Consider the following 23,909-nt stretch of genomic DNA (forward strand, 5'->3'; position numbering starts at 1 on the left):
TAAAGTAATCACGTTTCTGTCGGTGCGGTCACTTTCTATTATCGCAAAACAGACAGCTCAAGCTTTATAAAACAATTGTTATGATATCTTATGTGAAATGTTAATGATTACTCTTCATTTAATAGCTTCACTAAAGCTATTCGATGCAAACCTAAGTAAGGCTCATACCCTAACTAATTGAATCATTGACAGTTCCTGTTGATTATTTGATGAGAAGAAGGTGGGGCGAGTGAGTAGTCATGTCTCCGAGGTTGTAGAAAATAAGGATAGTTTTGAGCGCCCGTTCTCGATCAAAATCCCACGTCGTAAGTGGTTTGGTTGGAAAGGTATTGAGCTGCGCTTAGTACTTGCGTTAGCCATGCTATCGATGACCACTATCTTCCTCTCGGTTGTCTCCAGCTTTACATTCGATGATTTAAACCAACGTCTTGTTGAGCTAAAGGAGAGTGAAATCCCGGCCTTAGATAATGCCGCACGCCTTAATGATATGGTGCGAGTGATTATCACAACGTCTTCTCAGCTTGGTGACGCTGAATCGAATTTAGAGCGCAAACAGGCGATGCTAAAAATCGAAGACGCTATTTCCGTGATGAATAGCGTTATGGTTCAGTTCCCTGATTATCATGCCTATTTTAAAGACCTTATCGCCCAAGTTAACAATAGTCTGAGTTTGTTGTATCAAAGTGAGATTGAGTCAGAACAACTCAATCAAGAACTTCGTAACTTGCTTGAGGGCTTTTATCCTCTATTGCAACAAGCCAGTGATTCACTCGATAGTTTATCTGACCCAGCCAAAGATCAAATCCAATATACCCAGTTGAAATCTCTGCTTTATTACCAATTAGGCTTGGTAGAGAAGCTGTATAACGACTCAAGCTTTAATGAGCTCGATTACACCAGTTACCGTTTAGAGCAGGTAGGGGAAGAGTGGTGGAAGCTCTGGGTCAGTGGTGATTTAAGAAGTGATTTTCCTCAATTAGATCATCAACTCACGGTGATTTATAGCCTTGCCTCAAGCGATAGCAGCTTGTATGGGATGAAAAATAAAGCGCTCGATCATCTTTATCAAGAGCAATACTTCCTGCAAAACAGCCGCGAGCATTTGAACCAATTAACCGTGCAGATCGAAAGCAACACCAGCAAGGTGAATAGCAATATTGACCAATCGATTCAGCAGGCGCAGCAATCTTTGCAATCTAACCAGCGTCTTTCTCTCTTCCTTTCTCTATTTAGCGTGTTGGCTGCCGCTGCTATTTCATGGTTCTACGTGCGTAAGAGTATTTTGGAAAGACTTTTACAGCTTAAAGACAACATGTTTGCGATTTCTACCGGCCATTTAGATACCGAAGTGTCCATTCGTGGCAAAGACGAAGTGACGCAAATGGCCAAGTACCTAAAGGTATTCCAAACCACGGCCAAAATCGTTAAGCAAACTAACCGAAAATTAGAAGCTGAAGTGGAAGAGCGAACCCTAGCCGAAGCCAAGCTGCGAGTGACTCAAGATGAGTTAATCCAAGCCGGAAAACTGGCTGCATTGGGGCAACTCAGTGTCGGGATCACGCACGAGATCAATCAACCTCTGACCGCAGTAAACAGTCACGTTAGAAGTGCTCAGCTTTGGTTAGGCAAGCAAAGGCCAGACAGGGCAGAAGAGAACCTAAAAAAGATCGAGATCTTGTTAGACAAAGTGGCTGCGATTACTCGTCACTTAAAAGCCTTCTCACGTAAGAGCGACGGCAAGATTGATAATGTGGAACTAGAGAAGGTGATTGGTGATGCGATTGATCTGTTTGAAACCAGACAGAGCCCAGTATCGATTCAGTATTCGCCCCAAAGCTACCAGATGGTTCGAGCCAACAGCATACGCTTGGAACAAGTGCTGGTGAACCTCATCAGCAATGCTCTGGATGCCATTGAGCATAAAGAGCAGCCTCAACTTAGTATTGCTACGCAAGAGCTTTCGAACACCATACAGATTTTGGTTAAGGACAATGGACTGGGCATACCTGAAGACGATATCCCGTATTTGTTTGACCCATTTTATTCGAGCAAAACAACAGGTAAGGGGCTCGGGCTCGGCTTGTCTATCGCATACAACATAATAAAAGACTTTGGCGGCTCGATTCACGTGGAATCGGTTGAACACCAAGGCACCACCTTTATCGTCACTCTACCAAAAGGCACAGGTTCATGATTTCAGAAAAACACATAGTTCTTATCGACGATGAAATAGATGTCGTCGAAGCCGTGAGCGAAATGTTAGAGCTAGAAGGGTTTAGTGTCACCACCTTTACTGATCCCAACCTTGGCCTAAAGTCGCTTAAAGCGAACAGTCAGTCGGTTGTGTTGTGTGACGTGCGCATGCCGAAAGTGGACGGTTTGACGTTGTTGAGCTCAATCCAACACCGTGCCCCGAATGTGCCCGTTTTATTGATGAGTGGTCATGGCGATATCCCAATGGCGATCGAAGCGATGAAGCTGGGCGCTTTCGACTTTCTGGAAAAACCGCTTAATTCGAGTGAGCTGGTGGAGAAGCTTGATTTGGCGATTACCCAATGTCAGCACAGTTGCCCGTCAACCTCGGATGGCGATGAGCAAGAGGAGCTACCGATTGAATCTGTGGTTATTGGCCAATCAAAAGCGATGGATACGATACGTAAGCAAGTGCTCGCTTTAGCGCATACCGGCGTCGATACCATCATCAACGGAGAAACGGGAACGGGCAAAGAGGTGATAGCTCAAGCTCTGCATCAATTCAGTCGTCGTAAGACTAAGCCATTTGTCGCGATTAACTGTGGTGGTATGACAGAGAGCATTATTGAGAGTGAGTTGTTTGGCCATGAAGCGGGTTCGTTTACTAGCGCGAACAAGAAGCGCATTGGTAAAATAGAACAAGCCAATGGCGGTATTCTGTTTCTCGATGAAATTGAGAGCATGCCGATTGCGGTACAAATAAAACTACTGCGTGTGATTCAAGAGCGAATGATTGAGCGTGTTGGTGGTAATGAGTTGATACCTGTCGACATCGTCGTGGTCGCAGCCAGTAAAGCCGATCTTGTGAGCTTGAGTGAGTCTGGGGAATTCAGAGCCGATCTCTTTTATCGCTTGAACATTGCAAGCTTAAACCTTCCGGCACTGCGCCAACGAAAAGAAGACATTCAGGTGCTGTTTCGCCACTTTGTGATTCAAGCGAGCCACAAATATAAGACGCGCCCATCGACGATTTACCCCGAGCAGATACAGCAGCTATGTCGACATGAATGGCCGGGTAACGTACGTGAATTACGTAATGTCGCTGATCGATTTGTGTTGGGTATCGTTGGTGATGGCTTCGATCTTCAATCGCCAATTTGTGAAGCGTCCGGAGAAGATTTCGCCTTTGAAAAGCAGATGGAGCAGTACGAAAGGAATGTACTGACGGAAGCGCTAATAGAAAGCGCAGGTAACATTAACGAGGTATCAAGTAAGCTGAATTTACCGCGTAAAACCCTTTATCGAAAAATGAAGAAACACCAATTGGATAAAGAGAGTTTCAAAGCTTAATTCGTTCAGGTGTTTGTTAAATGGAAAACCAAAACCAAAACCAAAGCCAAAATAAAAGCACAAGACAACAATGACCCATTTGGTTTTTAGTCGAATGGCTAACTGTTTCAAGTGATTGTAATAAAAGCGCTTTAACATCTGGCACAAAGCGTGCAATCCCTACATTGTGGCGTCAGCCCACATGAGGTTATTCAGTGTTGAGTCAAAAAAATATATGACGGTTATCCAACATTGAATGATCGAATAAAGGACATTAGAAAAATAATTGCTTGTTGCAAGGAGATACAAACATGAAGCAAATACTGAAAGGTTCGATTGCTCTGATATTAGGCATGAGTTCAATAACGGCATGGGCCGCTGCAGAACCAGCAAACTTAGGACCTCGTCCCTTCTTTTTAGTCAACAATATGGATGAGAGCCCTTTGAAAACTAAGCTGTTGAGTTGCAGCGAAGGACCTTTTCATCGTAGTGATTTTTCTATTGGGCATCGCGGAGCTGCGATGCAGTTTCCTGAGCACACTAAGGAATCCTATTTAGCGGCGATTCAAATGGGCGCAGGTGTTGTAGAGTGTGATGTGACCTTTACCAAAGATAAGGCGTTGGTATGTCGTCACTCGCAAAGTGATCTGCACACCACAACCGATGTATTAGCGCACCCAGATCTTGCTAAGAAGTGCTCAACCCCGTTTACACCAGCTAATCCAACGACAGGTGAAGATGCTCAGGTGGAGTGCCGTACTTCTGATTTCACGTTGGCTGAGTTTAAGACGTTAAAAGGAAAAATGGATGGTGCGAACCCAAAAGCCACCACGGTTGAAGAGTACATGAACGGAACTCCAGGTTGGAGAACCGATCTTTACAGTCAAAGTGGGACACTGATGACACACGCAGAAAGTGCAGCACTCTTTAAAGAGCACGGCGTTAAGGTCACACCTGAATTGAAATCGGCAGCAGTAGACATGCCTTTCAATGGATTTAGCCAAGAGATGTACGCGCAGAAGTTGGTGGATGAACTGAAAGAGGCGGGTTTCAAGCCTTCTGAGACTTACCTACAGTCATTTAACTTGGATGATGTGAAGTATTGGATCAATGAAACGCCGAAGTTCGGCAAACAAGCGGTTTACCTTGATGACCGTGTTTATGAGCAAACGGACTTTGTCGCGTCTGTTGAGAACATGAAAGAACTGCACGATGCGGGTGTGAATATCATCGCACCACCTCTGTTTGCTTTGGTTGAACTTGATAAGAACAACGAATTAGTGGCGTCTAACTACGCGAAACTGGCTAAGGATGCAGACCTCGACATTATCGCATGGACACTGGAACGTTCTGGCCCGCTAGCGCAAGGCGGTGGTTGGTACTACAAGAGCGTGAAGGACGGCATCAACAATGATGGCGATATGATGAAAATGCTTGATGTGCTGGCACAAGATGTGGGTGTGATGGGCGTATTCAGCGACTGGCCTGCAACGGTAACTTATTACGCTAACTGCATGGACAACGACGCATAGGCGATTCTGAGAGCGTTGTTACGTCGCTAATTATAGCGTTTGTATAGAGAGCGCTTAGCCAAAGAATAATAAGAGAAAAAGCAGTGAACCAAAGAGCCTTCGGGCTCTTTTTTTACCACTGAAATTGGTGGGACAGAAATGACCCAAATGATGGATTTTTAGTTGGACACGAATGACTCAAAAGATCTTGGCTAGTTTGAGTTTTGTTGTAAGTTATTGAAATTTAGTAAATAAAAATATGGCACGAAGGCTGCAGTAGCTAAGGTGACTTTCAACAATAAGTAAAAGTAAGGTTTGAATATGAAAATCAGTGTTAAAGGACTGTTAATCGCTAGCTCATTACTACTTCCTTCAATGGCTATGGCAAGCGACTGCTCTAGTCGTGGTGTGTTAGACGATCGATACTGTGATGAAAACCAAGATTTGGTGGCCGATTCACCAAAGAACCCAGATGAGTGGAATGACCCAAGTACGCTTGTGTTTACCTACACGCCAGTAGAAGACCCTGCGTTGTACAAAGATGCGTTTGCGGATTTCCAAGCTCACCTAAGTAAAATTACAGGTAAGCGAGTGATTTACTACACAGTTCACTCGAACTCTGCGCAAGTAGAAGCGATGCGTTCTGGTCGACTGCACGTTGCTGGTTTCTCTACGGGCCCAACAGGCTACGCAGTTAACTTGGCAGGTTACGTTCCAATTGCGGTGAAGGGCGATGAGTCTGGTTTCCAAGGCTACAACCTAATCACGATTGTGCGTAAAGATAGCGGCATTAACAAAATGTCTGATCTGAAAGGCAAAAAGGTTGCACACACTTCTGCATCTTCCAACTCTGGCAACCTAGCTCCACGTGCGTTATTCCCAGCGAAAGGCCTAGTGCCAGATGAAGATTATAAAGTGCTTTACTCAGGTAAGCATGACCAATCGATTCTAGGTGTCTTCAATGGAGATTATGACGCAGCACCTGTGGCATCGGACGTGTACGATCGTATGGTAGCAGCAGGTCGTGTTGACGATTCTGAACTGAAGATCATCTACCGTAGCCCACGTTTCCCAACGTCTGCTTTTGGTTACGCGTACAACTTAAAACCAGAGCTAGTTGAGAAGATCAACGAAGCTTTCTTTAGCTACCGCTTTACACCAGAGATGAGCGCATCATTTAAAGGTGCAGATCGTTTCTCGCCAATCAGCTACAAAGAAGAGTGGGATGTGATTCGTGATATCGCTCATGCGACAGGTACGGCTTACACCAAAACAGGCCTGAAGAAATTGGCTGAAAAAGATGCGGCTAAACGCGCAAAGAAAAAAGCAGCTGAGCTAGCAAAACAAGCAAACAACGGCTAACTCTTTTTCTATTAGAAGGCTAAGTTTTAGAAAGACTTAGCCCTTTTAAAATACCTACTTCAACTAAATATCTATGCCCTCGCGGGTAGGGCATAGATCATTCGAAAATTCGCACAAGGAAATGCAGTATGGCCGTAGCAAGCTATGAAGGAATAAAGATAAACAACCTTTTCCACGAATATGTGGCAGGCAAGCCAATCCTTAAAGGCATTAATATTGATATCGATGAACCAGGCATCATCGCGATCATTGGTCCATCTGGTACAGGTAAAAGTACACTTCTACGCTGTATCAACCGACTCAACGATCCAAGCCAAGGTGAGATCATATTTGATGGCGCAGACCTGACTCAATTAAAAGGCCAAGCGCTACGTAAACAGCGTCGACACATCGGCATGGTGTTTCAAGAATATAACCTTGTCGAACGTTTAACGGTTATCGAGAACGTGTTGAGTGGCCGTTTGGGTTACATGACCGCTTGGAATGCATGGCGTCGCAACTACTCTGCGCAAGACCTAGCAAAAGCGTTCGAGTTACTTGAATTTGTTGGCCTGCAAGACTTTGCTAACCAACGTGCCGACAGTTTATCGGGCGGCCAAAGACAGCGTGTCGGTATCGCTCGCGCCGTTATGCAAGACCCATATATCTTATTGGCGGATGAACCGACTTCATCACTCGACCCGAAAACCGCGGTTGAGATCATGGAGTTGATGGAGACATTCGCAGAACAGAAAAACATTCCCGTGTTGGTTAACATCCACGATGTGAACTTAGCCAAGCGTTATGCCAAGCGCATCATCGGCATGTGTAACGGTAAAGTGCATTATGACGGTAGCCCTGAATGGATCTCAGAAGAAGATCTAAAAATCATTTACGGGGGTGAGTCATGGCTGGATTAACCCCAAGTTCATCGCCAAGCGTACCGTCAAACCAGTCGCCAGCGAAGCATGAAAACCCATTCAAAACCTCATGGACTAACCGAGCAATCATCGCTGCGATAGTTGCTTATCTGTTTTACAGTTTCTCGACGTTAGGGCTAACCTTTGATCGTTTGGTCATCGGTTTTGGTGAAAGTGAGCGGTTACTATCAAGAATGTTTCCGCCTGATTTTTCGCGTACTAGCTTACTGCTGAGTGGATTAGCGGAAAGCTTACAAATTGCGATTATCTCAAGCTTCTTTGGCATCGTTATTTCATTGTTTCTGGGCTTGTTAGCTGCGAGAAATATGATGCCTTCAATCGTATCGACGCCAATACGTTGTTTCATCGCACTATGTCGATCTTTTCACCCGGTGATCATCGCAATCCTATTTGTGAAAGCGGTGGGCTTCGGTGCTCTTGCTGGGATCCTGACCTTGGTCTTCGCATCGATTGGTTTTATTGCCAAGCTTTTTGCTGAAGCGATTGAAGAGATCTCTTTTAAACCGGTTGAAGCGATTAAAGCAACCGGTGCCAGTTTTATCAGCGTCATTTTGTATGCGGTAATGCCTCAAGTATTTACTCGTTTTATTGGCTTTGCTAGTTACCAGCTTGATTCAAATCTACGTAACTCAACCATGGTTGGCATTGTGGGTGCGGGCGGCCTTGGCGGCACGTTATTTTCGGCATTCCAACGCTTTGACTACGACTTCGTTGCCGCTATTTTGATCACCATTATCGCATTGATTCTTGTGGGTGAATTTCTTTCCAACATTGTTAGGAGAATCTTCTAATGACAACAGCATCTATCGATAAAGAGTGGCAGCGTTTTACACCAAATGAACGAGTAGCTCGATTTGCCGTTTACCTGAGCTTAGTGTGTGCGATTGTTTGGTCTTGGCAGACGGTTGAAGTGATTCCAGAGTTCCTATACGACGCGCCAGCGCAGTTTGCTGACATGTTCGAGCGTATGGTGCCAGTGGACTACGCTTTCTATCCTGAATCAATCCACGCAGCGATGATTGAAACACTGCACATTGCGACGTTAGGTACCTTGTTTACCTTGATATTTGCGATTCCGTTGGCGTTGTTGAACGCGCCAAATATCACACCTAATAAAGCGCTGAACTGGGTGGCACAATTCTTTCTGGTGTCTTCACGTTCTGTGAACTCATTGGTTTGGGCTTTGTTGTTTATCGCACTATTTGGCCCCGGTGTTCTCGCAGGCATTATGGCAATTGCCATTCGCAGTATCGGCTTTGTAGGGAAGCTGTTAGCGGAAGCGATTGCCGAAGTGAACATGGGGCCTATCGAAGCTCTGCGCGCAACAGGCGCTTCTTGGATGAGCATCTTGCTTAAAGGGTATTGGCCACAAGTGATGCCCGCATTCTACTCCATCGTGTTGTTCCGTTGGGACATCAATGTGCGTGAATCTGCGGTATTGGGGTTAGTGGGCGCTGGTGGTATTGGCGTGGTGCTAAACGATGCGCAGAACCTTTTTGAGTGGCAAAAAGTTTCGATGGTATTAGTGAGTATCTTCGCAGTGGTTATCGTTGCAGAAGCCGTAGTGATCCACATCCGTAACAAACTCATATAAACATATGGTGCAATGCAGCGTGTTTTGTGTGATGTGTCAAAGTTAAGAGCTTATCTAGCATTTTGAAGCTCAAACGACCCTAGGTACTTCGATCTACCTAGCGGTCGTTTTTTTATGTATATTGAGTGACCTGAGACCTTGTTAGAAGGGCGTGACTCGTTTTTAAGTGTCTAGCTTTTAACTGCCAGCAGCGCATCCACAAATTCTGCAAACCCATAGCCACCCGGCTGCGACATCACCTTACTTGGATGATGATCTAACTTATCCCAATAATGCTTAATGTTTGCCACGCCAACGGTGAGTGGTAGTGATTCGAACATCTGTTGATCGTTCATTGAATCGCCGACATAGCAAGCCTCATTGTGGATTTGCTCAAGCGATAAGCCTTTATCAGCAAGGAAGCGGTGTACTGCGTTTTTCTTTGAGTGTTCGCCATACCAAGCATTGATATGAATCGAACTTGCCGTCGCGTGTGCGCCTAAAGCGTGTATTCTTTCGAGTACCGCTTGAACAGTTTCAGGATCAACAGGCTTACGGTTTTGGCCGATATCAATCGCGACCTCACACAAGCGGTAAGATTGATCCAAAGTTAGTGATAGGTCGGGATAACTCAACAAGATCGCTTCAACTTCTTGTTTTAGCTTAGCTTGGTTCTGACGCACTTGTTCTAGCGGTGTTTCAGATGAGAGTTGTAATGCACTATCTTGCTTCTCTAGTAAGAAGGCGCCGTTCTCTCCAAGCACGGCATCGACAGGCCAAAGCTGCGCAATATGGTCACACCAACCAGCACAGGCTCCCGTTACTGCGACCACTTTGATTCCATTGTCTCTCAGCTTTTGTAACGCAATCAGGGTTTCTGGAGGGAGTGAACCTTGCCAAGTGAGCGTGTCATCGACGTCGGTTAATACCCAGTTGATGTGTTGCCAGTCATTACCTAGTTGGTGTTCCATCCTCAAACTCACTTATTCGGGTTTATTGTGTTGCGTGGAGTGCTCAGTTCGTCGTTAAACGTCTTTCTCTCAGTCTGACTAAGTGACGTTAATTAACGCTTAACCGTGTTTAGAAAACACAATGTTTAGCAAAATCACCGGCTTCATTGGCAGTCCAGTCGCCTTTCGGCTTTTCTTTCATATCTGTACACCAAGCTTCACTGCCCACTTCTGTACAAGCCATCAGTTGAGTCGCTAGAAATAGAATTAGCACGATTTTTTTCATAATAAACATTCCTTTATTCTCTAAATTTCTGCTTATAACTGTACCAAATACGACTAGAGATTGTTATAGCAGCCAGTGACATAAGTTTGTTAAAAACGATATAGAGTTGGGCTTGGTTCTAAGATGGGAAGTGAAGAGGTTAGGCCGTCGTGATAGGCAAAATCAAAGTAATAGATTGATAAAGAGATTGAGGGGGATCGAAAAAGCCAGCAACATGTGCTGGCTTTGAAATTCTTGTGCGCTTCTATTCGTTAGTGAGCTTTAACTACTTGTCGAGTTATACCAGTTTCATCTCTTGGATGATGTCCGAAGCGATTTCTGGCTTCGTGCTCGTTGGTTTCTCGTGTAGGTCTGCTTTCAATTGTCCCTTACGGTTACTTAAGCCTGCTTCAAGTTTCTTGAGTGCTGCAGCGATAGCTGGGTACATAACATCGTCTGTAGATTTTGCTGTTACTCGTACACCTTCGTAGTTGGTGAATACTTCTACCTGATGTTGACCGTGTTCTTTAGTAATGATGATGTCGCAACTGATCAGTGATGGGAAATGGTTCGATATCTTCTCGAATTTACTTTCGATGTCTTTGCGTGACTCGTCGTTAATTGATACGTGATGTGTTTGAACATTTATTTTCATAAATCATACCTTTCCAATGACTGTGTCATTTAAACGTAGCAAACATCGGTGAGTTTAACCAACTGCGAAATAGCACATGTGTGATTCACTTCAGTGTTATCAAATAATCTCCCATTACTCCCTTGAAAGTCCGATGAACTGGTCGCATATTATGTTTCGTGAATTTCAAACGTGTTTAAAAATCCCTCACCTTTGAAGTATTACTCCAATTCACTCTTTCAACTTAGTTTTTATCGCCCTAATCACGCATCACTCCAAATACTTATTCTAGTCTGCTTTTATAAATCCACATCCATTTTAGTGAACAAAACATATCTGCTCTGTCGATATCACAATTACTGATATAAAGAACAATGAGATATTGAGATGAATTTTAGTACGGGATACTCTAACTGCCATCTTCTATTTGGATCCGTTAACATGAAAATGCCTGTTAAATTCGCTGTAATCGCAGCTTCCCTTTCTTTCGCTTTTAATGCCTTTGCTGCCCCTGTTGAGTTTCAGAAAATTCCAGAGATCATGCAGCAGTTTGAAACGGCAGAACTGTACGTTAAGAAGTCGGTCACTCTAGGTCGTTTGCCAGCAGAGTCTGAAATTGGCATTGATTTCCCTACCTATGTTTCAGACGGTGAGGGCGGTTACAGCATCGAGACAAATAACGTAATGACAGATTCTGTTGTTATCGCAAGCATGCCGAAAGCGATTGTGGATGATGTTTTCAACCAATGGCTAGTACCTAAAGAGACATGGATCAGCAGCTACGGATCTTTGCCAACCTCAACCACTGAATCTAAGCCCTTTAAGCGTATTAAAACCATTAAAGCGATTAAGATCGATGCTGAAATTCTTGAGCTGTTAGGCAGTGAAGATGGCAACACGGCGATGATCAAAGTGAGCTGGGATGAGAAGGGAATGAAGGTCTATAAGGATGGTTACTTAGCGGATTATGAGTACGGGATTGCCCCTCATGAGATGCAAGAAAACTATGAGCTAGCGCCTAAGTAATTCAGTTCAATGTAAAAAAGCGCCCAGTTTTTGCTAGGCGCTTTTTTAAAGCCCACCAAAACATGACGAAACTCACACTTTTCTGACAATTTACCGCTCGTTGTGTTAGCATGCGCGGCTTGTCTTTGTAATTGATAAAAAACATATTACTCAGCGGATTTCTTTATTTATCTGCCCGTAATGACCTCATTCAGTTTGGCCTGACTTGGCTGAACATCTGCATTTTGCTCGGACGCAAAGAGAGTAGTACTCACTACTTCACTATGTACATTTGAGAGCACCATCTATCAAAGGCCTTTTTGAAACAGCCTAAATTAGCGCGAACTTAGTTCTGCGTGAAGGGTTTCGTTTTTCCAAAAATCCCTCTCGGCGGCTAAGTACTCCTTAGTTGCTGACAAGTAAGGAGTCTATATGACGACTACGGTATCTACGTCCGTACCTACATCTCAAGCTGGTAACACAGCTCCGATAGAGAAAGAAGTAAACCACCCGTTTCTCTCTTTGGTTATCATGGTTATTGTTGCTGCAATCGCAACTTACTTCATCCCTGCTGGTGAGTTTGAACGAGTGGTCATGAATGGTCGCACTGTGATTGACCCAGACAGTTACACATTATTAGCCAGTAACCCAACGACATTAGCCTCTTTTTTCGAATCATTTTTTAAAGGCTTCAAATCCGCTTCTGGCGTGATGGGTGTTGTGGTATTCGTTGGTGGTGCTTTCGGCATTATCAAACACATGGGTTTGTTAGACGCATCCGTCGTTGCGCTGACGACGAAGCTAAAGAAGCAAGGCTTGTACGTGATTGCACCTGTGATCATGACGGCGATTTTCTTCAACGTCACCTTCACGGGTATGCGTGAGCTTGATGTCATTTTTATCTCTTTGATGATCCCGATCTGTATTAAGCTTGGCTATGACGCGATCACGGCACTTGGCGTTGTTTTACTGGCAAGTTGTGCCGGTTTCGCTGCAGCTTTGGCTAACCCATTCTTTACGGGTATCGCACACACTATTGCTGAACTGCCTATGTATTCAGGCATGTGGTACCGCTTTATTGTTGGCATGTTCATGTTGCTAACGGGTGCTTGGTATGTACTTAACTACGCGCGTAAAGTTAAGCAAGATCCAACCAAAAGTTTGTTGCATGGTACGGGTTACCACTACGAATCTAGCGTTGAAGCGAAAACACTGACTACTCGTGAAAAGCTTGCGGGTATCGCGTTCTTGGGCGTATTCGCATACATGATCTTCGGCACGCTGACGATGGGTTTCGGCTTTACCGAGATTGCGGGTGCATTCGTGGCAATGGCGATCATTCCGGGTTTGGTTGCCGGTTTATCTCCGAACAAGATTTGTGAGTATTGGACCAAAGGTGTTAGCGATGTATTGGTGGCAGTGCTGATCATCTTCTTCGCTCGATCAGTGTTGACCATTATGGAAGATGCGAAGATTGTTGATTCTATTATCTTCTATCTTGCACAGATCATTTCTGGTAGCTCTAAACTTGTGGCAGCGGCAGGGATCTACTTCTCGCAGGCTGCGATCAACTTATTCATTCCGTCTGGCAGTGGCCAAGCGGTGATCACTATGCCAATCATCATTCCATTGGCAGATATTGGTCAAGTGACTCGCCAAGTAGCCGCACTTGCTTCTCAACTGGGTGATGGTATTTCTAACTATATTTACCCAACCAATGGTGGCTTGTTAGCGGTATTGGCTATTGCAAAAGTGCCTTACACTAAGTGGGTTCGCTTCTTCTTACCGCTGTTCTTGTTCTGGTCGGTGGGTGCTTTGATTTCAGTTGTGATTGCTCAAATGATTGAGCTAGGGCCTTTCTAAGGGTTTCTGTTTAATCGAATGCATGGACAGTTAGGGTTTAACTGAGGCCGTGTGAATTACTAAGAAGGCAGCGAATTCGCTGCCTTTTTTCGTTTAAAGAAAAGCTATTACAATGACCAAGATTACTCTTCAAATTGGTAAGAAGAGGGCACCACAATCACGCCTTTATTTGATATATGAAATCGTTCTGAATCCGCTCTACTATCAATACCTATTTGGGTACCATCAGGCACTTTCACATGCTTGTCGATGATGCAGTTTTGTATATGACAATTTTTCCCAATTTCAACATCTTCAAACAGAATACTGTCAATAACAATGGCCGCGTTGTTGACTTTAACTTTTGGGAAAAAGATGGAGTTCTGCGCTGAACCACCTTCTATCACCACACCATTTGCGATCATCGAGTTGATGAAGATCCCTTGATTCCCTTCAACTGAAGCGATGGTTCGAGCGGGTGGTAATTGAGGTTCGTAAGTGCGGATTGCCCAATCGGGTTGGTATAAATCGATAGGGGAAACTGGCTTTAGTAAATCCATATTGGCTTGATAATAAGAGTCGAGGGTACCAACGTCTCTCCAATAAGTATCTTGTGTAACTCTGCCTTCGGTGTCTCCAAATTTGTAGGCATAAACGCTTTTATCCCCTACCAATTTAGGTATCACATCTTTACCGAAATCGTGGCTGGAATTTGGATCTTCTGCATCCGCCAATAGTGCTTGTGTAAGCACTTCTTTATCGAAAATATAAATCCCCATTGAAGCCATGCTTCGTGTTGGCCTTCCGGGTACGCAGGCAGGATAACGGGGCTTTTCTGTGAAGTTGTTTATCTGATGCGATTCGTTGATTTCCATAACGCCAAACTCTTTGGCTTCATCAATCGAAACTTCCATACAAGCCACCGTTAAGTCGGCTTCGCTCTGTTTATGTTGTTTGAGCATTGGCGCGTAGTCCATACGATAAATATGGTCGCCTGATAACACCACCACATGTTTCGCTTCGCTGCGAGAAAGCAAATACAGGTTCTGATAAATCGCATCGGCTGTTCCGCTATACCAGCTATCACCCGTTCGCATTTGTGGAGGAACATTGGTGATGTATTCGCCGAGCTCGGGGTTAAGCACCGACCAACCATCACGTAAATGTTTTTGCAAAGAGTGAGACTTGTACTGAGTCAGTACCAGAATTTGGCGAAGTCCAGAATGCAGGCAGTTCGCGAGTGTGAAATCGATGATTCGATATTTGCCACCAAAGGGCACCGCAGGTTTTGCACGGTTATCGGTGAGGGGAGAAAGCCGAGAGCCAACACCGCCGGCCAGAACGATCGTTAGAGTGTCTTGCATGGTCAGAACCTCATGTATTTATGATTATGAACATACACTTGCAAGCACTAAGCCAAATGTAACCTATTGAATATTAAGCGAGGTATGAGCTAATAATACGAGGCCGCACCAAATTGATGCACACGAAATGTTGGCTTGCTCCATTTTGATCCAAAAGGTCCGAGCAAGATTGAGGCGGTGAATTTAACGGCATGACGCACGGAAAAGTTGCATTACAAAATTGTCAATAAAATGAGGTAATAAAGTGATCGAGTCGATATAAATTTACATAAACAATTACAAGTTTTCACAAATTGATTTCCATCAATAAAGTAGGGTTATTATATGCTACCTTGCACGAAAAATAAGAAATGATTACTCATTCACAATTAGAATAAGCCCTACAAAAGGAAATAATAATGAAAAAAACAGTATGTGGTATTGCGGTTATTGCGGCTCTTATGTCAACCAACGTTCTTGCTCATAAAGAAGGTGATTTCATCATCCGTGCAGGTGCAGCGACAGTATCTCCAAATGACAGCAGTGGCGCTGTACTTAACAATCCAGACCTAGAGTTCTCGGTTGATTCTGATACTCAGCTTGGCCTTACTTTCGGCTACATGTTTACAGATAACATCAGCTTTGAAGTATTAGCCGCGAGCCCATTTTCACACAATATTTCTGTAAATGGCTTAGGTAAAGTAGCTGACACTAAACACCTTCCGCCAACGTTTATGGTGCAGTACTACTTCGGTCAAGCGAACAGTGATTTCCGCCCTTATGTAGGTGCGGGTATCAACTACACTGTATTTTTCGATGAAAGTTTGAATGGTACGGGTAAAGCTGCAGGCTTAAGTGACCTATCACTTGATGATTCTTGGGGCTTGGCTGCTAACATCGGTATGGATTACATGATCAACGACGATTGGTTCTTGAATGCGTCAGTTTGGTATGCAGATATTGGTACTACAGCTAAGTACAAGCAAACAGTAGGTGGAACTACAACACAATACTCAACAGACGTTGATATCGACCCATGGGTATTCATGATCGGTGGTGGTTACAACTTCTAACCCTCCTTATTAGTTTACTAAAGGCGCTCAAGCACCAGTCAGCTTGGGCGCTTTTTTTTGCTTGCTTGTTAATAGAGTGCTCATCTTAACTTTCTGTTGTTATGAGTAAAAGAAACCTATTATCGTCATTTATTGTTAATAAAAGAGAAAGATAACTGTCATAACAGCCCTCTATGATCGCGATTCTAATTATGGAGGATATATGAATCGTAAATTTAATAAGCTGACTCTATTACTGCCTATCGCGGTAAGTTCTGCTCTGGTTGGGTGTTCTCAGTCAACTTCAACGTTGGTAACACCATCAACGACTGCTCCGCAATCTCAAACGTCACTTAATGCTTTTAGCCTTCAATGCCAATCCATCCAACAACCGAACATGACAGATGCCACTGTTTCTGGGATTAGTCTGGCTGGTCGTACTATTGCTGACGCTCCGTTTGATACTTCTGCAGCCGAAATCGTCAGCTACGATTCATGTACCGACAAGCTTTATGTGGTTAACGCTCAAGCACAGAAAGTTGATGTGTTATCGATGGACGCTGACAGCGCACCGACATCTGAAGGCTCTATCGATCTTCAATCAGCCGCTGCGGCTTCTGGTATTAATATCGGTGCTGCGAACAGTGTATCGACTCATCAGGGCTTAGTTGCTGTCGCGATTGAGAACGCCGATAAGCAACAAAATGGCATCATTGCACTTTATCGTTCAGACACGTTAGAGCTGGTCACTATTTATACGGCTGGTGCATTGCCGGACATGGTGAGCTTCTCGAAAGATGGTCGCTATATTGCCTCTGCAAATGAAGGTGAGCCGAATGCGGATTACAGCATTGACCCTGAAGGTTCAGTAACGTTGGTGGATCTAACCAATGGTCCTTTGCAAGCGAAAGTCACGCAGATTGATTTTAAGGCATTTAACCAAGGCCAGCCACGCCATGCAGAACTAACCGACAAGGTTCGAATCTCGGCGCCTAATGCAACCGTTGCTCAAGACCTTGAACCGGAATACCTAACGTTTGCTGATAACGGAAAGCTTTACGTAGCCCTGCAAGAGAACAATGTATTGGCAGCAATTGACGTCGAGAGTGCAGAAGTGGATGCGATTCTGGGATTAGGTGGAAAGCCTTGGGATACCGCTCAGTTAGATGCGTCGAACAAAGACAAAAACATCGGCAACCTACAAAGTTACGCAATGTTAGAAGGCCTTTACATGCCAGACAGCATCACCAGCTACAGTGTCGATGGCAACACCTATATCGTGACTGCGAACGAAGGTGATGGCCGTGAATATGGCATCAAAACGACACAGCAAATGTGTGATGACAAAGGCTTTGAGTGGGATGGTGACGATTACCAAGGCACCGAAAACTACACCACAGAAAAAGATTTTTGTATCGCTTATGTTGATGAAGTGCGTGGCAAGAAGCTAGACGTTGACGCGAACCACCCATTGGCTGGGGCACTCAAAGACAATAAGCAACTTGCTCGTCTTAAAGTGATTAAGCCACAAGGAACACTTGCTGCTGACCAAAAGGTTCAAGCATTTGGTAGTCGTTCTTTCTCTATCTGGGATGAGTCAGGCGAGTTAGTGTTTGATAGTGGTGATGATTTCGCTCGAATCGTTCTTGAACGAGATCCAGCAAACTTCAACAGCACCAATGATAACAACCAAAGCGGTGATGATCGCAGTGATGACAAAGGGGTAGAGCCTGAAGCTATCGAAGTGGCTGAGATTAACGGCAAGCAGTATGCTTTTATTGGACTTGAGCGCCAAGGTGGCATCATGGTCTACGACGTAACGCAGCCTAAGAATGCAAGTTTCATTAGCTATCTAAATAACCGCGATTTTACTCAACCTGTATGCACTAAGGTTGATGAAGGCGGTGATTGCGACAACGAGACTTACAACTCGAAAGCGGGTGACCTAGGCCCAGAGTCAATCAAGTATTTCACTCGCTCTGGTAACCACTTTATCGCGGTTGGCAACGAAGTGAGTGGTAGCACATCAGTTTACCGCGTTGAGTTTTAATCACGGTTACTGCTTGTAGCTAGACTCAATAAAAACAAAAGCGCCACTACTGAATCAGTAATGGCGCTTTTTATTTATGCATCACAAATATATGCGTGATAATTAACTTCTATGGCTGTTGCTTAGTTGGCGCTAGAGCAATTTCACGGATACAAACGTTCTGTGGTTGCTGGTAAGCGAATGATACCGCGCGAGCAATATCGTCAGCTGCCAGTACGCCGCCCATGTCTTCTTTCCAAGAATCGTAACCGTCTTTGATCTCTTGAGAGGTAGTGTGCGACAGAAGCTCAGTTTCTACAGCGCCCGGTGCGATAGTGGTAACACGAACATTTGAAGCAGCCACTTCTTCACGAACGTTCTCAGAAATAGCGTGTACCGCGAATTTAGTACCACAGTAAGCTGCGTGGCTTGGGAATGTTTTCTTACCTGCGATAGAGCTGATGTTGATGATAGTACCTGTATTACGTTCCATCATCGGAGCAAGTACAGATTGCATGCCGTTTAGAAGACCAATTACATTCACGTCGAACATTGTCTTCCACTCTTGAGCGTCTTGAGTATCGATTTGACCAAGAAGCATTGCACCAGCGTTGTTGATAAGCGCGTCTACAGGGCCAAATTTCGCTTCACCTTGTGCGATTGCTGCATCAAAAGACGCTTTGTCTGTTACGTCTACTTTTACTGATAGTGAGTTTGGTAGGTTCAGCGCTTCAAGGCGGTCAACACGACGAGCTAAAAGTAGCAGAGGGTGACCTTCATCGCTTAGACGACGAGCGATTGCTTCACCAATACCAGAGCTTGCACCTGTAATTACGATTAGTTTTTTCATTTTATTTCCTCTGTACTTTTATTGCGTCGGTTGGCTACGACGTGCTGTTTAAGTGCATTCGAATCAAGTGCTTGTTGCCTTGTTTCGTTGCGATGGAGGTATATTAAGGAAAATAGCATTGTTGATATATAGCGCTTTACTTGAAACACTGTTGCTGTAGTGCAACAATAAAGATGTTCACTTTATAGATTTATAGATTTATAGATTTATAGATTTATAGATTTATAGCGTCATAACTCTATAGCTTCATCACTTTTTAATTTCACAAGTAAGCTGGCGACCATGCTCAATCAAATTAATCTGTCAGATATTCGCTCTTTCGTGCTTATCGCTCGTTTAGGTAACTTCACTAAAGCAGCGGAGGAGCTTGATGTCTCGCGCTCCCATGTGTCGCGCCAAGTGAGTAGCCTAGAAAAACAGATGGGAGTGACATTGTTTATCCGCACCACTCGAACCTTGAGGTTGACGAACGCAGGGCAAGATCTATACGCGAGATGCGAACAAGCCTTAGATAATATAGACCAAGCATTGATTGCTGCTGTGGACGATGTCGAAGAAGTGCGTGGCGACATAAAAGTAAATTGTGTCGGGGGTTATCTTGGTGAGGTGATCATCGCGGATCTGGTCAATGAGTTTATGCAGCTCTACCCAGACATCAGCATCAGTCTTGATTTTAGTAGTAACCGAGTCGACCTGATTGAAGACGCTTTCGATATCGCTTTTCGCATGGGGAGCTTAGAAGATGCAGGGTTTATCGCAAGAAAGCTTCTGGACATTGAGATGGGAACACTCGCGAGCCCAGAGTACTTTGCTCGTAAAGGAAAGCCTAGTCACCCCAAAGATCTGATCCATCATGATTGCTTAACCGGCTCGGTGCGCAAGTGGAGCTTTCAAGCGCTAGATGACACCAAGAAAACGGTCGATGTGCATGTGACAGGTAGGCTGCAATGTAAAAATGGGCGAGTGTTGGTGCAGGGCGCGAAGTCGGGCAACGGAATTATTCGTGTACCAACCATCTATTGCTTGCAAGAACTGAACGACGGGCAACTGCTGCAAGTATTTGAAGAATGGGTGGTGCCTAAGGTCGATTTTTCAGCGATCTACCATCGAGACCGCTATCAACCGAGCCGAATTCGAACCTTTATTGATTTTGTAAAAGGTCGCTTTGAGCAAATGCCAGTGAGCTAAATAGTGCGTGCTTTTTACGCCTTGCGTTTTTTGGCAATAGTTGGACCGGCTCGAACTTACATCTCGTCGATTTCGTTTTGTAGGTTTTCCAGCTGGTCCAGAATCAGTAAAAACTTCTCACCAAAGGGTGTTACTTGATACTCAACTCTTGGTGGCAGTTCGTTGAACATTTGCTTATCTAAAATCCCGAATTCTACATTTCGCTTCAAACATTCATTCAATACCTTGGTCGATAACCCTTCGACCGAGCGCACCATTTCACCAGGGCGATTAATGCCATTTGCCAGTAATTGGTAAACCGTTAGCGACCATTTACAGCCGTAGATGGTTTCCACCATGCGAGCTGAACGCTCTGGTGCTGATTTTCTTGAAAAAAAGTTTTCCTGATTTTTCATAAAGATGTACCAATAAGTACCTACCTAACCGATTTGTACTTACTATTCATAGTGTTAGTTCAAGGCCTAAGATTACCACGTTCACATGACTTAGGAGATAACAAAATGAACTTCACTAAAAATGGTATTGCAGTAATTATCGGTGGCACAAGTGGTATGGGCTTTGAAACAGCGAAGCAGTTAGTCGCTCAGAACATCCATGTGTTGGTTGTCGGCAATAACCCAACTAAGTTAGATAAAGCGGTGTCAGAACTGCAATCGTTAGGTCACGCTTCAGGCTGGCAAGCTAACCTTTATGATGATGCGAGTGTGCCTAATCTCATTGCGCATCTAGAGTCGCTTGAAGAGGGTATTGGTTACCTTGTTAATGCGGCTGGCTACTTCAACCCTAAAGCGTTTATCGAGCATCAAGAATCTGATTACGAGCAATATATGCAGCTGAATAAAGCAACCTTCTTCATCACTCAAGCGATAAGTAAATTGATGATCAAGAACGGCGGTGGCAGTGTGGTTAACGTTGGCTCTATGTGGGGTAAGCAGGCAATCAAAGCGACGCCATCTTCTGCCTATTCAATGGCTAAAGCTGGCTTGCACGCATTAACACAGCACATGGCAATGGAACTGGCTGAGCATAACATTCGTGTGAATGCGGTTTCCCCGGCTGTGGTTAAAACGCCGATTTACGAATCTTTCATTAAACCGGAAGAAGTGGATCAAGCGTTAGAAGGCTTCAACGCGTTCCACCCTATTGGTCGAGTAGGTTTGCCGAAAGACATCGCTAATAGCATCTCTTTCTTATTGTCAGACAGTGCAGATTGGGTAACGGGTGCAATCTGGGATGTTGATGGCGGTGTGATTGCTGGTCGCAATTAATTAGGATTCTTTTTAGGCGGCTGTCGCGTAGACAAAATAGCAGCGAGATGGCCTCCTTGATGAGTATTCGCGTAGAATAGAAACTAGAAAGACAACAATAATAATTAAAACGATAACAAGAGTAAGGTCGCCATTATGTTCAGCATGGACTTTTCAAAAAAGCTGGTTATTGAAACCGAGACATTAGATTGGATCGCTAGCCCTGCCAAAGGGGTATGGCGTAAGCCGCTAGAAAGAGAAGAGAAAGAATCAGGTCACACGACCAGTGTGGTGAAGTACGATCCCGAATCTTCGTTTTCTGAGCACCCACACCCACAAGGCGAAGAGATCTTCGTATTAGAGGGTGTATTCTCTGATGAAACAGGAGACTTCCCTGCAGGCACTTATATCCGTAATCCGCCGGGCAGCGCGCACTCTCCATCAAGCAAAAATGGCTGCACGATTTTGGTTAAGCTCAACCAGTTTGACGCGAGAGACTTAACTCAAGTTCGCATCAATACTCTAGAAACAGAGTGGCTTCCGGGGATTGGCGGTTTACAAGTGATGCCGCTGCATGAATTCGAACACGAGCATGTCGCGTTAGTGAAGTGGCCAGTTGGCGAACGTTTTCAGCCACATCGTCACTTTGGCGGTGAAGAGATATTTGTACTTTCTGGCACCTTTAAAGACGAACATGGTGAGTATCCAAAACACACATGGATGCGCAGCCCGCATATGAGCGAGCATTTCCCTTATGTGGAAGAAGAGACGGTTATCCTAGTGAAAACGGGGCATCTGCCATTGGATTAAAGGAATGCTAAATATAAAGACGAGAAAGCCGCATTGTTTTGAACAAGCGGCTTTTTTAGTTTTTGCATATAAGCTGACTAGTAAGCGACACCAATACGTTGGCGTGGGAACTTGCCAGATTCTAGTTCGTCAATCATCGCGATAGCGTAATCGCTGACGGATATTTTGCTGTTGCCATCTTCGTCGGTGAGTAATTGGTCGCCGCCTATGCGGTAGGTTGACAGTTTCTCACCCGGGAAGATTTCTGCTGCAGGGCTAACAAACGTCCAGTTAACTTCGCTGTTCGATTGCTTGAACACTTCAAGAGCTTCGCCTTGTGCTAGCGCTTCGTTTTTGTAATCCGCTGGAAAATCAGGAACGGTCACTAGCGGTACATTTGGTGCTACTTCTAATGAGCCTGCACCGCCAACCCAAAGCAGGCGCTCGATACCGATGCTTGGTAATGTTGCCAGCAATTTAGTCGCAGTGTTTTTTACGATGTCGTGATTACCCAGAGCACGTCCGCCAATCGAAGTAATTACTGCATCAACGCCGGCTAGTGCGTTTGCTAGACTTGCGGCTTCGTCTTGTAAATCAAATGAACGAACTTCAATGCCTTTGGTTTCCACGCGGTTTGCATCTCTTACAACAGCTACCACATCATGACCACGAGATTGAGCTTCTTGAGCGATGTGACTACCAATCCAACCTGATGCGCCTAATACTGCAATTTTCATCATGTCTCTCCAATTATCTAATTTATTAAGTCGTTTTCTCGACAGCCATTGCAGTCTAATAGCTCACTAGGTTGCGATAAATATCGAAAAATGATGTAGATTGTATCTAGATAGTGATCTAATAAGATTCGATTAGCTGCTAAACAGTTCAAGGAGAGTGTGATGGATAGGTTGACGGCGATGCGCAGTTTTGTCGAAGTTGCGAATTGTGCCAGTTTCACTCAGGCAGCTGAGCATTTGGACATGAGCCGATTACAGGTTTCACGCCATGTTCAAGAGATAGAAGGGTGGTTAAAGCAGAGGCTATTGCACAGGACCACTCGAAAGGTGAGTTTGACGGCGGCAGGGGAGGTTGCGTTACAACGTTGCGAAAAAATTCTCCACGAGACCGCAGAGCTAGAAGTCACTTCGCTCAATCAAACCGATGATCTTTCGGGGGTAATTCGAATTGCTGCACCCATTGGTTTAACTCAAAACATGCTGCTGGATGTGGTCGAACAATTCACTGAGTGTCATCCTAATGTCACGGTCGAGTTGTTTGCATCGGATCGTTTTGCTCAGTTGGTGGATGAGAGGATAGATATTGCACTTCGATATACCGATCAACCTGATGAAAGCTTAATTGCCAGAAAGCTAATGGAAATTGATTCGGTTGTGTGTGCATCTGCTGCTTATCTAGACAAGCACGGTGAACCTAAAACGATTGAAGAACTTCGACAACATAATTGCTTTCGCCATCTGAGTGTGACGAAGTGGGATTTCGTGAAAGATAACCAATATTATTCGGTTGAGGTGTCTGGCACTATTAAAGCCAACGATGTTGGGGTGTTAACCCGCGCCGCACAGCATGGCAAAGGGATCGTGCGATTACCGTGTGACTTAGCGAATCTATTGATTGCCAATGGTAAGTTGAAACGTGTTTTGGAAGACTTTGTTTCACCGAGCAGTGTGCTTTGGGCGGTGTATCTATCACGCAGCTATCAACTCCCTGTTGTACGTCAGTTTATTGATTTTGCAGCAGAAGCTTGGTCTAACGATATTAAATCTGAGGATGTTTGAGGTTATATATCCTAAGTACACAAGTACACAA

At 44.5% G+C, this 23,909-nt stretch carries 22 protein-coding genes; 15 read left to right on the forward strand and 7 right to left on the reverse strand.

Going from position 1 to position 23,909, the window contains the following annotated elements; all coding sequences use genetic code 11:
• Window positions 1-220 precede the first annotated feature (220 nt).
• The 7 genes from L3V33_RS07555 to phnE (L3V33_RS07585) all read left to right on the forward strand — a co-directional run bounded on the left by L3V33_RS07555 (window position 221) and on the right by phnE (L3V33_RS07585) (window position 8,909).
• Window positions 221-2,194, forward strand: coding sequence for an ATP-binding protein (locus L3V33_RS07555; RefSeq protein WP_237290129.1), 1,974 nt, complete (start codon window positions 221-223; stop codon window positions 2,192-2,194).
• Window positions 2,191-3,543 carry a sigma-54 dependent transcriptional regulator gene (locus tag L3V33_RS07560; protein ID WP_237290130.1) on the forward strand — a complete coding sequence of 451 codons (1,353 nt, stop codon included), beginning with the start codon at window positions 2,191-2,193 and terminating at the stop codon, window positions 3,541-3,543. Before L3V33_RS07555 ends, L3V33_RS07560 begins: the two co-directional genes overlap by 4 nt.
• Before the next feature lie 290 nt (window positions 3,544-3,833).
• Window positions 3,834-5,054: a glycerophosphodiester phosphodiesterase family protein gene (locus L3V33_RS07565; RefSeq protein ID WP_237290131.1), complete on the forward strand. Its 1,221-nt coding sequence runs from the start codon at window positions 3,834-3,836 to the stop codon at window positions 5,052-5,054.
• Between the two features lie 300 nt (window positions 5,055-5,354).
• A complete protein-coding gene (gene phnD / locus L3V33_RS07570; RefSeq protein ID WP_004732989.1) occupies window positions 5,355-6,395 on the forward strand; it encodes a phosphate/phosphite/phosphonate ABC transporter substrate-binding protein in 1,041 nt (346 codons plus the stop codon).
• Between the two features lie 128 nt (window positions 6,396-6,523).
• Window positions 6,524-7,294 carry a phosphonate ABC transporter ATP-binding protein gene (gene phnC / locus L3V33_RS07575; RefSeq protein WP_237290132.1) on the forward strand — a complete coding sequence of 257 codons (771 nt, stop codon included), beginning with the start codon at window positions 6,524-6,526 and terminating at the stop codon, window positions 7,292-7,294.
• On the forward strand, window positions 7,282-8,106 hold the full coding sequence (phnE, locus tag L3V33_RS07580; protein WP_054541529.1) for a phosphonate ABC transporter, permease protein PhnE: 825 nt from the start codon (window positions 7,282-7,284) through the stop codon (window positions 8,104-8,106). The genes phnC and phnE (L3V33_RS07580) overlap by 13 nt, the downstream gene beginning before the upstream one ends.
• Window positions 8,106-8,909, forward strand: coding sequence for a phosphonate ABC transporter, permease protein PhnE (phnE, locus tag L3V33_RS07585; RefSeq protein ID WP_004732994.1), 804 nt, complete (start codon window positions 8,106-8,108; stop codon window positions 8,907-8,909). Before phnE (L3V33_RS07580) ends, phnE (L3V33_RS07585) begins: the two co-directional genes overlap by 1 nt.
• A gap of 170 nt (window positions 8,910-9,079) precedes the next feature.
• Here phnE (L3V33_RS07585) and L3V33_RS07590 read toward each other — a convergent pair whose 3' ends face one another.
• From L3V33_RS07590 to raiA, 3 genes are all read right to left on the reverse strand, one after another.
• Window positions 9,080-9,859 (reverse strand): HAD-IIB family hydrolase, encoded by a 780-nt coding sequence (locus tag L3V33_RS07590; RefSeq protein WP_237290133.1) that lies wholly within the window; start codon window positions 9,857-9,859, stop codon window positions 9,080-9,082.
• 109 nt (window positions 9,860-9,968) lie between these two features.
• Window positions 9,969-10,124, reverse strand: a complete 156-nt coding sequence (locus L3V33_RS07595; RefSeq protein ID WP_237290134.1) for a DUF3012 domain-containing protein — start codon at window positions 10,122-10,124, stop codon at window positions 9,969-9,971.
• 277 nt (window positions 10,125-10,401) lie between these two features.
• Window positions 10,402-10,758 (reverse strand): ribosome-associated translation inhibitor RaiA, encoded by a 357-nt coding sequence (gene raiA, locus L3V33_RS07600; RefSeq protein ID WP_004733000.1) that lies wholly within the window; start codon window positions 10,756-10,758, stop codon window positions 10,402-10,404.
• 420 nt (window positions 10,759-11,178) lie between these two features.
• Between raiA and L3V33_RS07605 the strand changes: the two genes are divergently transcribed.
• Together L3V33_RS07605 and L3V33_RS07610 are read left to right on the forward strand one after the other, a co-directional pair.
• A complete protein-coding gene (locus tag L3V33_RS07605) occupies window positions 11,179-11,763 on the forward strand; it encodes a hypothetical protein (protein ID WP_171314369.1) in 585 nt (194 codons plus the stop codon).
• Between the two features lie 411 nt (window positions 11,764-12,174).
• Window positions 12,175-13,605, forward strand: a complete 1,431-nt coding sequence (locus L3V33_RS07610; protein WP_171314370.1) for a Na+/H+ antiporter NhaC family protein — start codon at window positions 12,175-12,177, stop codon at window positions 13,603-13,605.
• 122 nt (window positions 13,606-13,727) lie between these two features.
• Here L3V33_RS07610 and glgC read toward each other — a convergent pair whose 3' ends face one another.
• On the reverse strand, window positions 13,728-14,948 hold the full coding sequence (gene glgC / locus L3V33_RS07615; protein WP_237290135.1) for a glucose-1-phosphate adenylyltransferase: 1,221 nt from the start codon (window positions 14,946-14,948) through the stop codon (window positions 13,728-13,730).
• Window positions 14,949-15,346: 398 nt separating this feature from the next.
• Here glgC and ompW point away from each other — a divergent pair, with 398 nt between their 5' ends.
• Window positions 15,347-16,000: an outer membrane protein OmpW gene (gene ompW / locus L3V33_RS07620; RefSeq protein ID WP_237290136.1), complete on the forward strand. Its 654-nt coding sequence runs from the start codon at window positions 15,347-15,349 to the stop codon at window positions 15,998-16,000.
• 202 nt (window positions 16,001-16,202) lie between these two features.
• On the forward strand, window positions 16,203-18,029 hold the full coding sequence (locus L3V33_RS07625) for a choice-of-anchor I family protein (RefSeq protein ID WP_237290137.1): 1,827 nt from the start codon (window positions 16,203-16,205) through the stop codon (window positions 18,027-18,029).
• Window positions 18,030-18,138: 109 nt separating this feature from the next.
• Here L3V33_RS07625 and L3V33_RS07630 read toward each other — a convergent pair whose 3' ends face one another.
• The gene (locus L3V33_RS07630; RefSeq protein ID WP_010433036.1) at window positions 18,139-18,858 is read right to left on the reverse strand and encodes an SDR family oxidoreductase; all 720 of its coding nucleotides are present in this window, start codon (window positions 18,856-18,858) and stop codon (window positions 18,139-18,141) included.
• A gap of 282 nt (window positions 18,859-19,140) precedes the next feature.
• On the opposite strand from L3V33_RS07630, the gene L3V33_RS07635 reads away from it, so the two are divergent.
• Window positions 19,141-20,046 (forward strand): LysR family transcriptional regulator, encoded by a 906-nt coding sequence (locus tag L3V33_RS07635; RefSeq protein WP_237290138.1) that lies wholly within the window; start codon window positions 19,141-19,143, stop codon window positions 20,044-20,046.
• Window positions 20,047-20,102: 56 nt separating this feature from the next.
• On the opposite strand, the gene L3V33_RS07640 is transcribed toward L3V33_RS07635, so the two are convergent.
• On the reverse strand, window positions 20,103-20,441 hold the full coding sequence (locus tag L3V33_RS07640; protein ID WP_004733017.1) for a helix-turn-helix domain-containing protein: 339 nt from the start codon (window positions 20,439-20,441) through the stop codon (window positions 20,103-20,105).
• Window positions 20,442-20,546: 105 nt separating this feature from the next.
• Between L3V33_RS07640 and L3V33_RS07645 the strand changes: the two genes are divergently transcribed.
• Entirely contained in the window at window positions 20,547-21,314 is a 768-nt protein-coding gene (locus tag L3V33_RS07645; RefSeq protein ID WP_237290139.1) for an SDR family oxidoreductase, read from the forward strand.
• Window positions 21,315-21,449: 135 nt separating this feature from the next.
• The gene (locus L3V33_RS07650; protein ID WP_237290140.1) at window positions 21,450-22,103 is read left to right on the forward strand and encodes a cupin domain-containing protein; all 654 of its coding nucleotides are present in this window, start codon (window positions 21,450-21,452) and stop codon (window positions 22,101-22,103) included.
• A gap of 77 nt (window positions 22,104-22,180) precedes the next feature.
• Here the strand turns inward: L3V33_RS07650 and L3V33_RS07655 are convergent, their stop codons facing one another.
• On the reverse strand, window positions 22,181-22,819 hold the full coding sequence (locus L3V33_RS07655; protein WP_237290183.1) for an NAD(P)-dependent oxidoreductase: 639 nt from the start codon (window positions 22,817-22,819) through the stop codon (window positions 22,181-22,183).
• Between the two features lie 162 nt (window positions 22,820-22,981).
• Between L3V33_RS07655 and L3V33_RS07660 the strand changes: the two genes are divergently transcribed.
• Window positions 22,982-23,878: a LysR family transcriptional regulator gene (locus L3V33_RS07660; protein WP_237290141.1), complete on the forward strand. Its 897-nt coding sequence runs from the start codon at window positions 22,982-22,984 to the stop codon at window positions 23,876-23,878.
• Window positions 23,879-23,909: the final 31 nt, after the last annotated feature.

Source organism: Vibrio sp. A2-1 (assembly GCF_021728355.1).
In the GTDB taxonomy this organism is placed as follows: domain Bacteria; phylum Pseudomonadota; class Gammaproteobacteria; order Enterobacterales; family Vibrionaceae; genus Vibrio; species Vibrio splendidus_K.

What these genes read in the sequence shown, in the direction of transcription:
- L3V33_RS07560 (WP_237290130.1), top strand. Translation starts at nt 2,191, where the DNA reads ATGATTTCAGAAAAACACATAGTTCTTATCGACGATGAAATAGATGTC.
- L3V33_RS07565 (WP_237290131.1), top strand. Translation starts at nt 3,834, where the DNA reads ATGAAGCAAATACTGAAAGGTTCGATTGCTCTGATATTAGGCATGAGT.
- phnD (WP_004732989.1), top strand. Translation starts at nt 5,355, where the DNA reads ATGAAAATCAGTGTTAAAGGACTGTTAATCGCTAGCTCATTACTACTT.
- phnC (WP_237290132.1), top strand. Translation starts at nt 6,524, where the DNA reads ATGGCCGTAGCAAGCTATGAAGGAATAAAGATAAACAACCTTTTCCAC.
- phnE (WP_054541529.1), top strand. Translation starts at nt 7,282, where the DNA reads ATGGCTGGATTAACCCCAAGTTCATCGCCAAGCGTACCGTCAAACCAG.
- phnE (WP_004732994.1), top strand. Translation starts at nt 8,106, where the DNA reads ATGACAACAGCATCTATCGATAAAGAGTGGCAGCGTTTTACACCAAAT.
- L3V33_RS07590 (WP_237290133.1), bottom strand. Translation starts at nt 9,859, where the DNA reads ATGGAACACCAACTAGGTAATGACTGGCAACACATCAACTGGGTATTA.
- L3V33_RS07595 (WP_237290134.1), bottom strand. Translation starts at nt 10,124, where the DNA reads ATGAAAAAAATCGTGCTAATTCTATTTCTAGCGACTCAACTGATGGCT.
- raiA (WP_004733000.1), bottom strand. Translation starts at nt 10,758, where the DNA reads ATGAAAATAAATGTTCAAACACATCACGTATCAATTAACGACGAGTCA.
- L3V33_RS07605 (WP_171314369.1), top strand. Translation starts at nt 11,179, where the DNA reads ATGAAAATGCCTGTTAAATTCGCTGTAATCGCAGCTTCCCTTTCTTTC.
- L3V33_RS07610 (WP_171314370.1), top strand. Translation starts at nt 12,175, where the DNA reads ATGACGACTACGGTATCTACGTCCGTACCTACATCTCAAGCTGGTAAC.
- glgC (WP_237290135.1), bottom strand. Translation starts at nt 14,948, where the DNA reads ATGCAAGACACTCTAACGATCGTTCTGGCCGGCGGTGTTGGCTCTCGG.
- ompW (WP_237290136.1), top strand. Translation starts at nt 15,347, where the DNA reads ATGAAAAAAACAGTATGTGGTATTGCGGTTATTGCGGCTCTTATGTCA.
- L3V33_RS07625 (WP_237290137.1), top strand. Translation starts at nt 16,203, where the DNA reads ATGAATCGTAAATTTAATAAGCTGACTCTATTACTGCCTATCGCGGTA.
- L3V33_RS07630 (WP_010433036.1), bottom strand. Translation starts at nt 18,858, where the DNA reads ATGAAAAAACTAATCGTAATTACAGGTGCAAGCTCTGGTATTGGTGAA.
- L3V33_RS07635 (WP_237290138.1), top strand. Translation starts at nt 19,141, where the DNA reads ATGCTCAATCAAATTAATCTGTCAGATATTCGCTCTTTCGTGCTTATC.
- L3V33_RS07640 (WP_004733017.1), bottom strand. Translation starts at nt 20,441, where the DNA reads ATGAAAAATCAGGAAAACTTTTTTTCAAGAAAATCAGCACCAGAGCGT.
- L3V33_RS07645 (WP_237290139.1), top strand. Translation starts at nt 20,547, where the DNA reads ATGAACTTCACTAAAAATGGTATTGCAGTAATTATCGGTGGCACAAGT.
- L3V33_RS07650 (WP_237290140.1), top strand. Translation starts at nt 21,450, where the DNA reads ATGTTCAGCATGGACTTTTCAAAAAAGCTGGTTATTGAAACCGAGACA.
- L3V33_RS07655 (WP_237290183.1), bottom strand. Translation starts at nt 22,819, where the DNA reads ATGAAAATTGCAGTATTAGGCGCATCAGGTTGGATTGGTAGTCACATC.
- L3V33_RS07660 (WP_237290141.1), top strand. Translation starts at nt 22,982, where the DNA reads ATGGATAGGTTGACGGCGATGCGCAGTTTTGTCGAAGTTGCGAATTGT.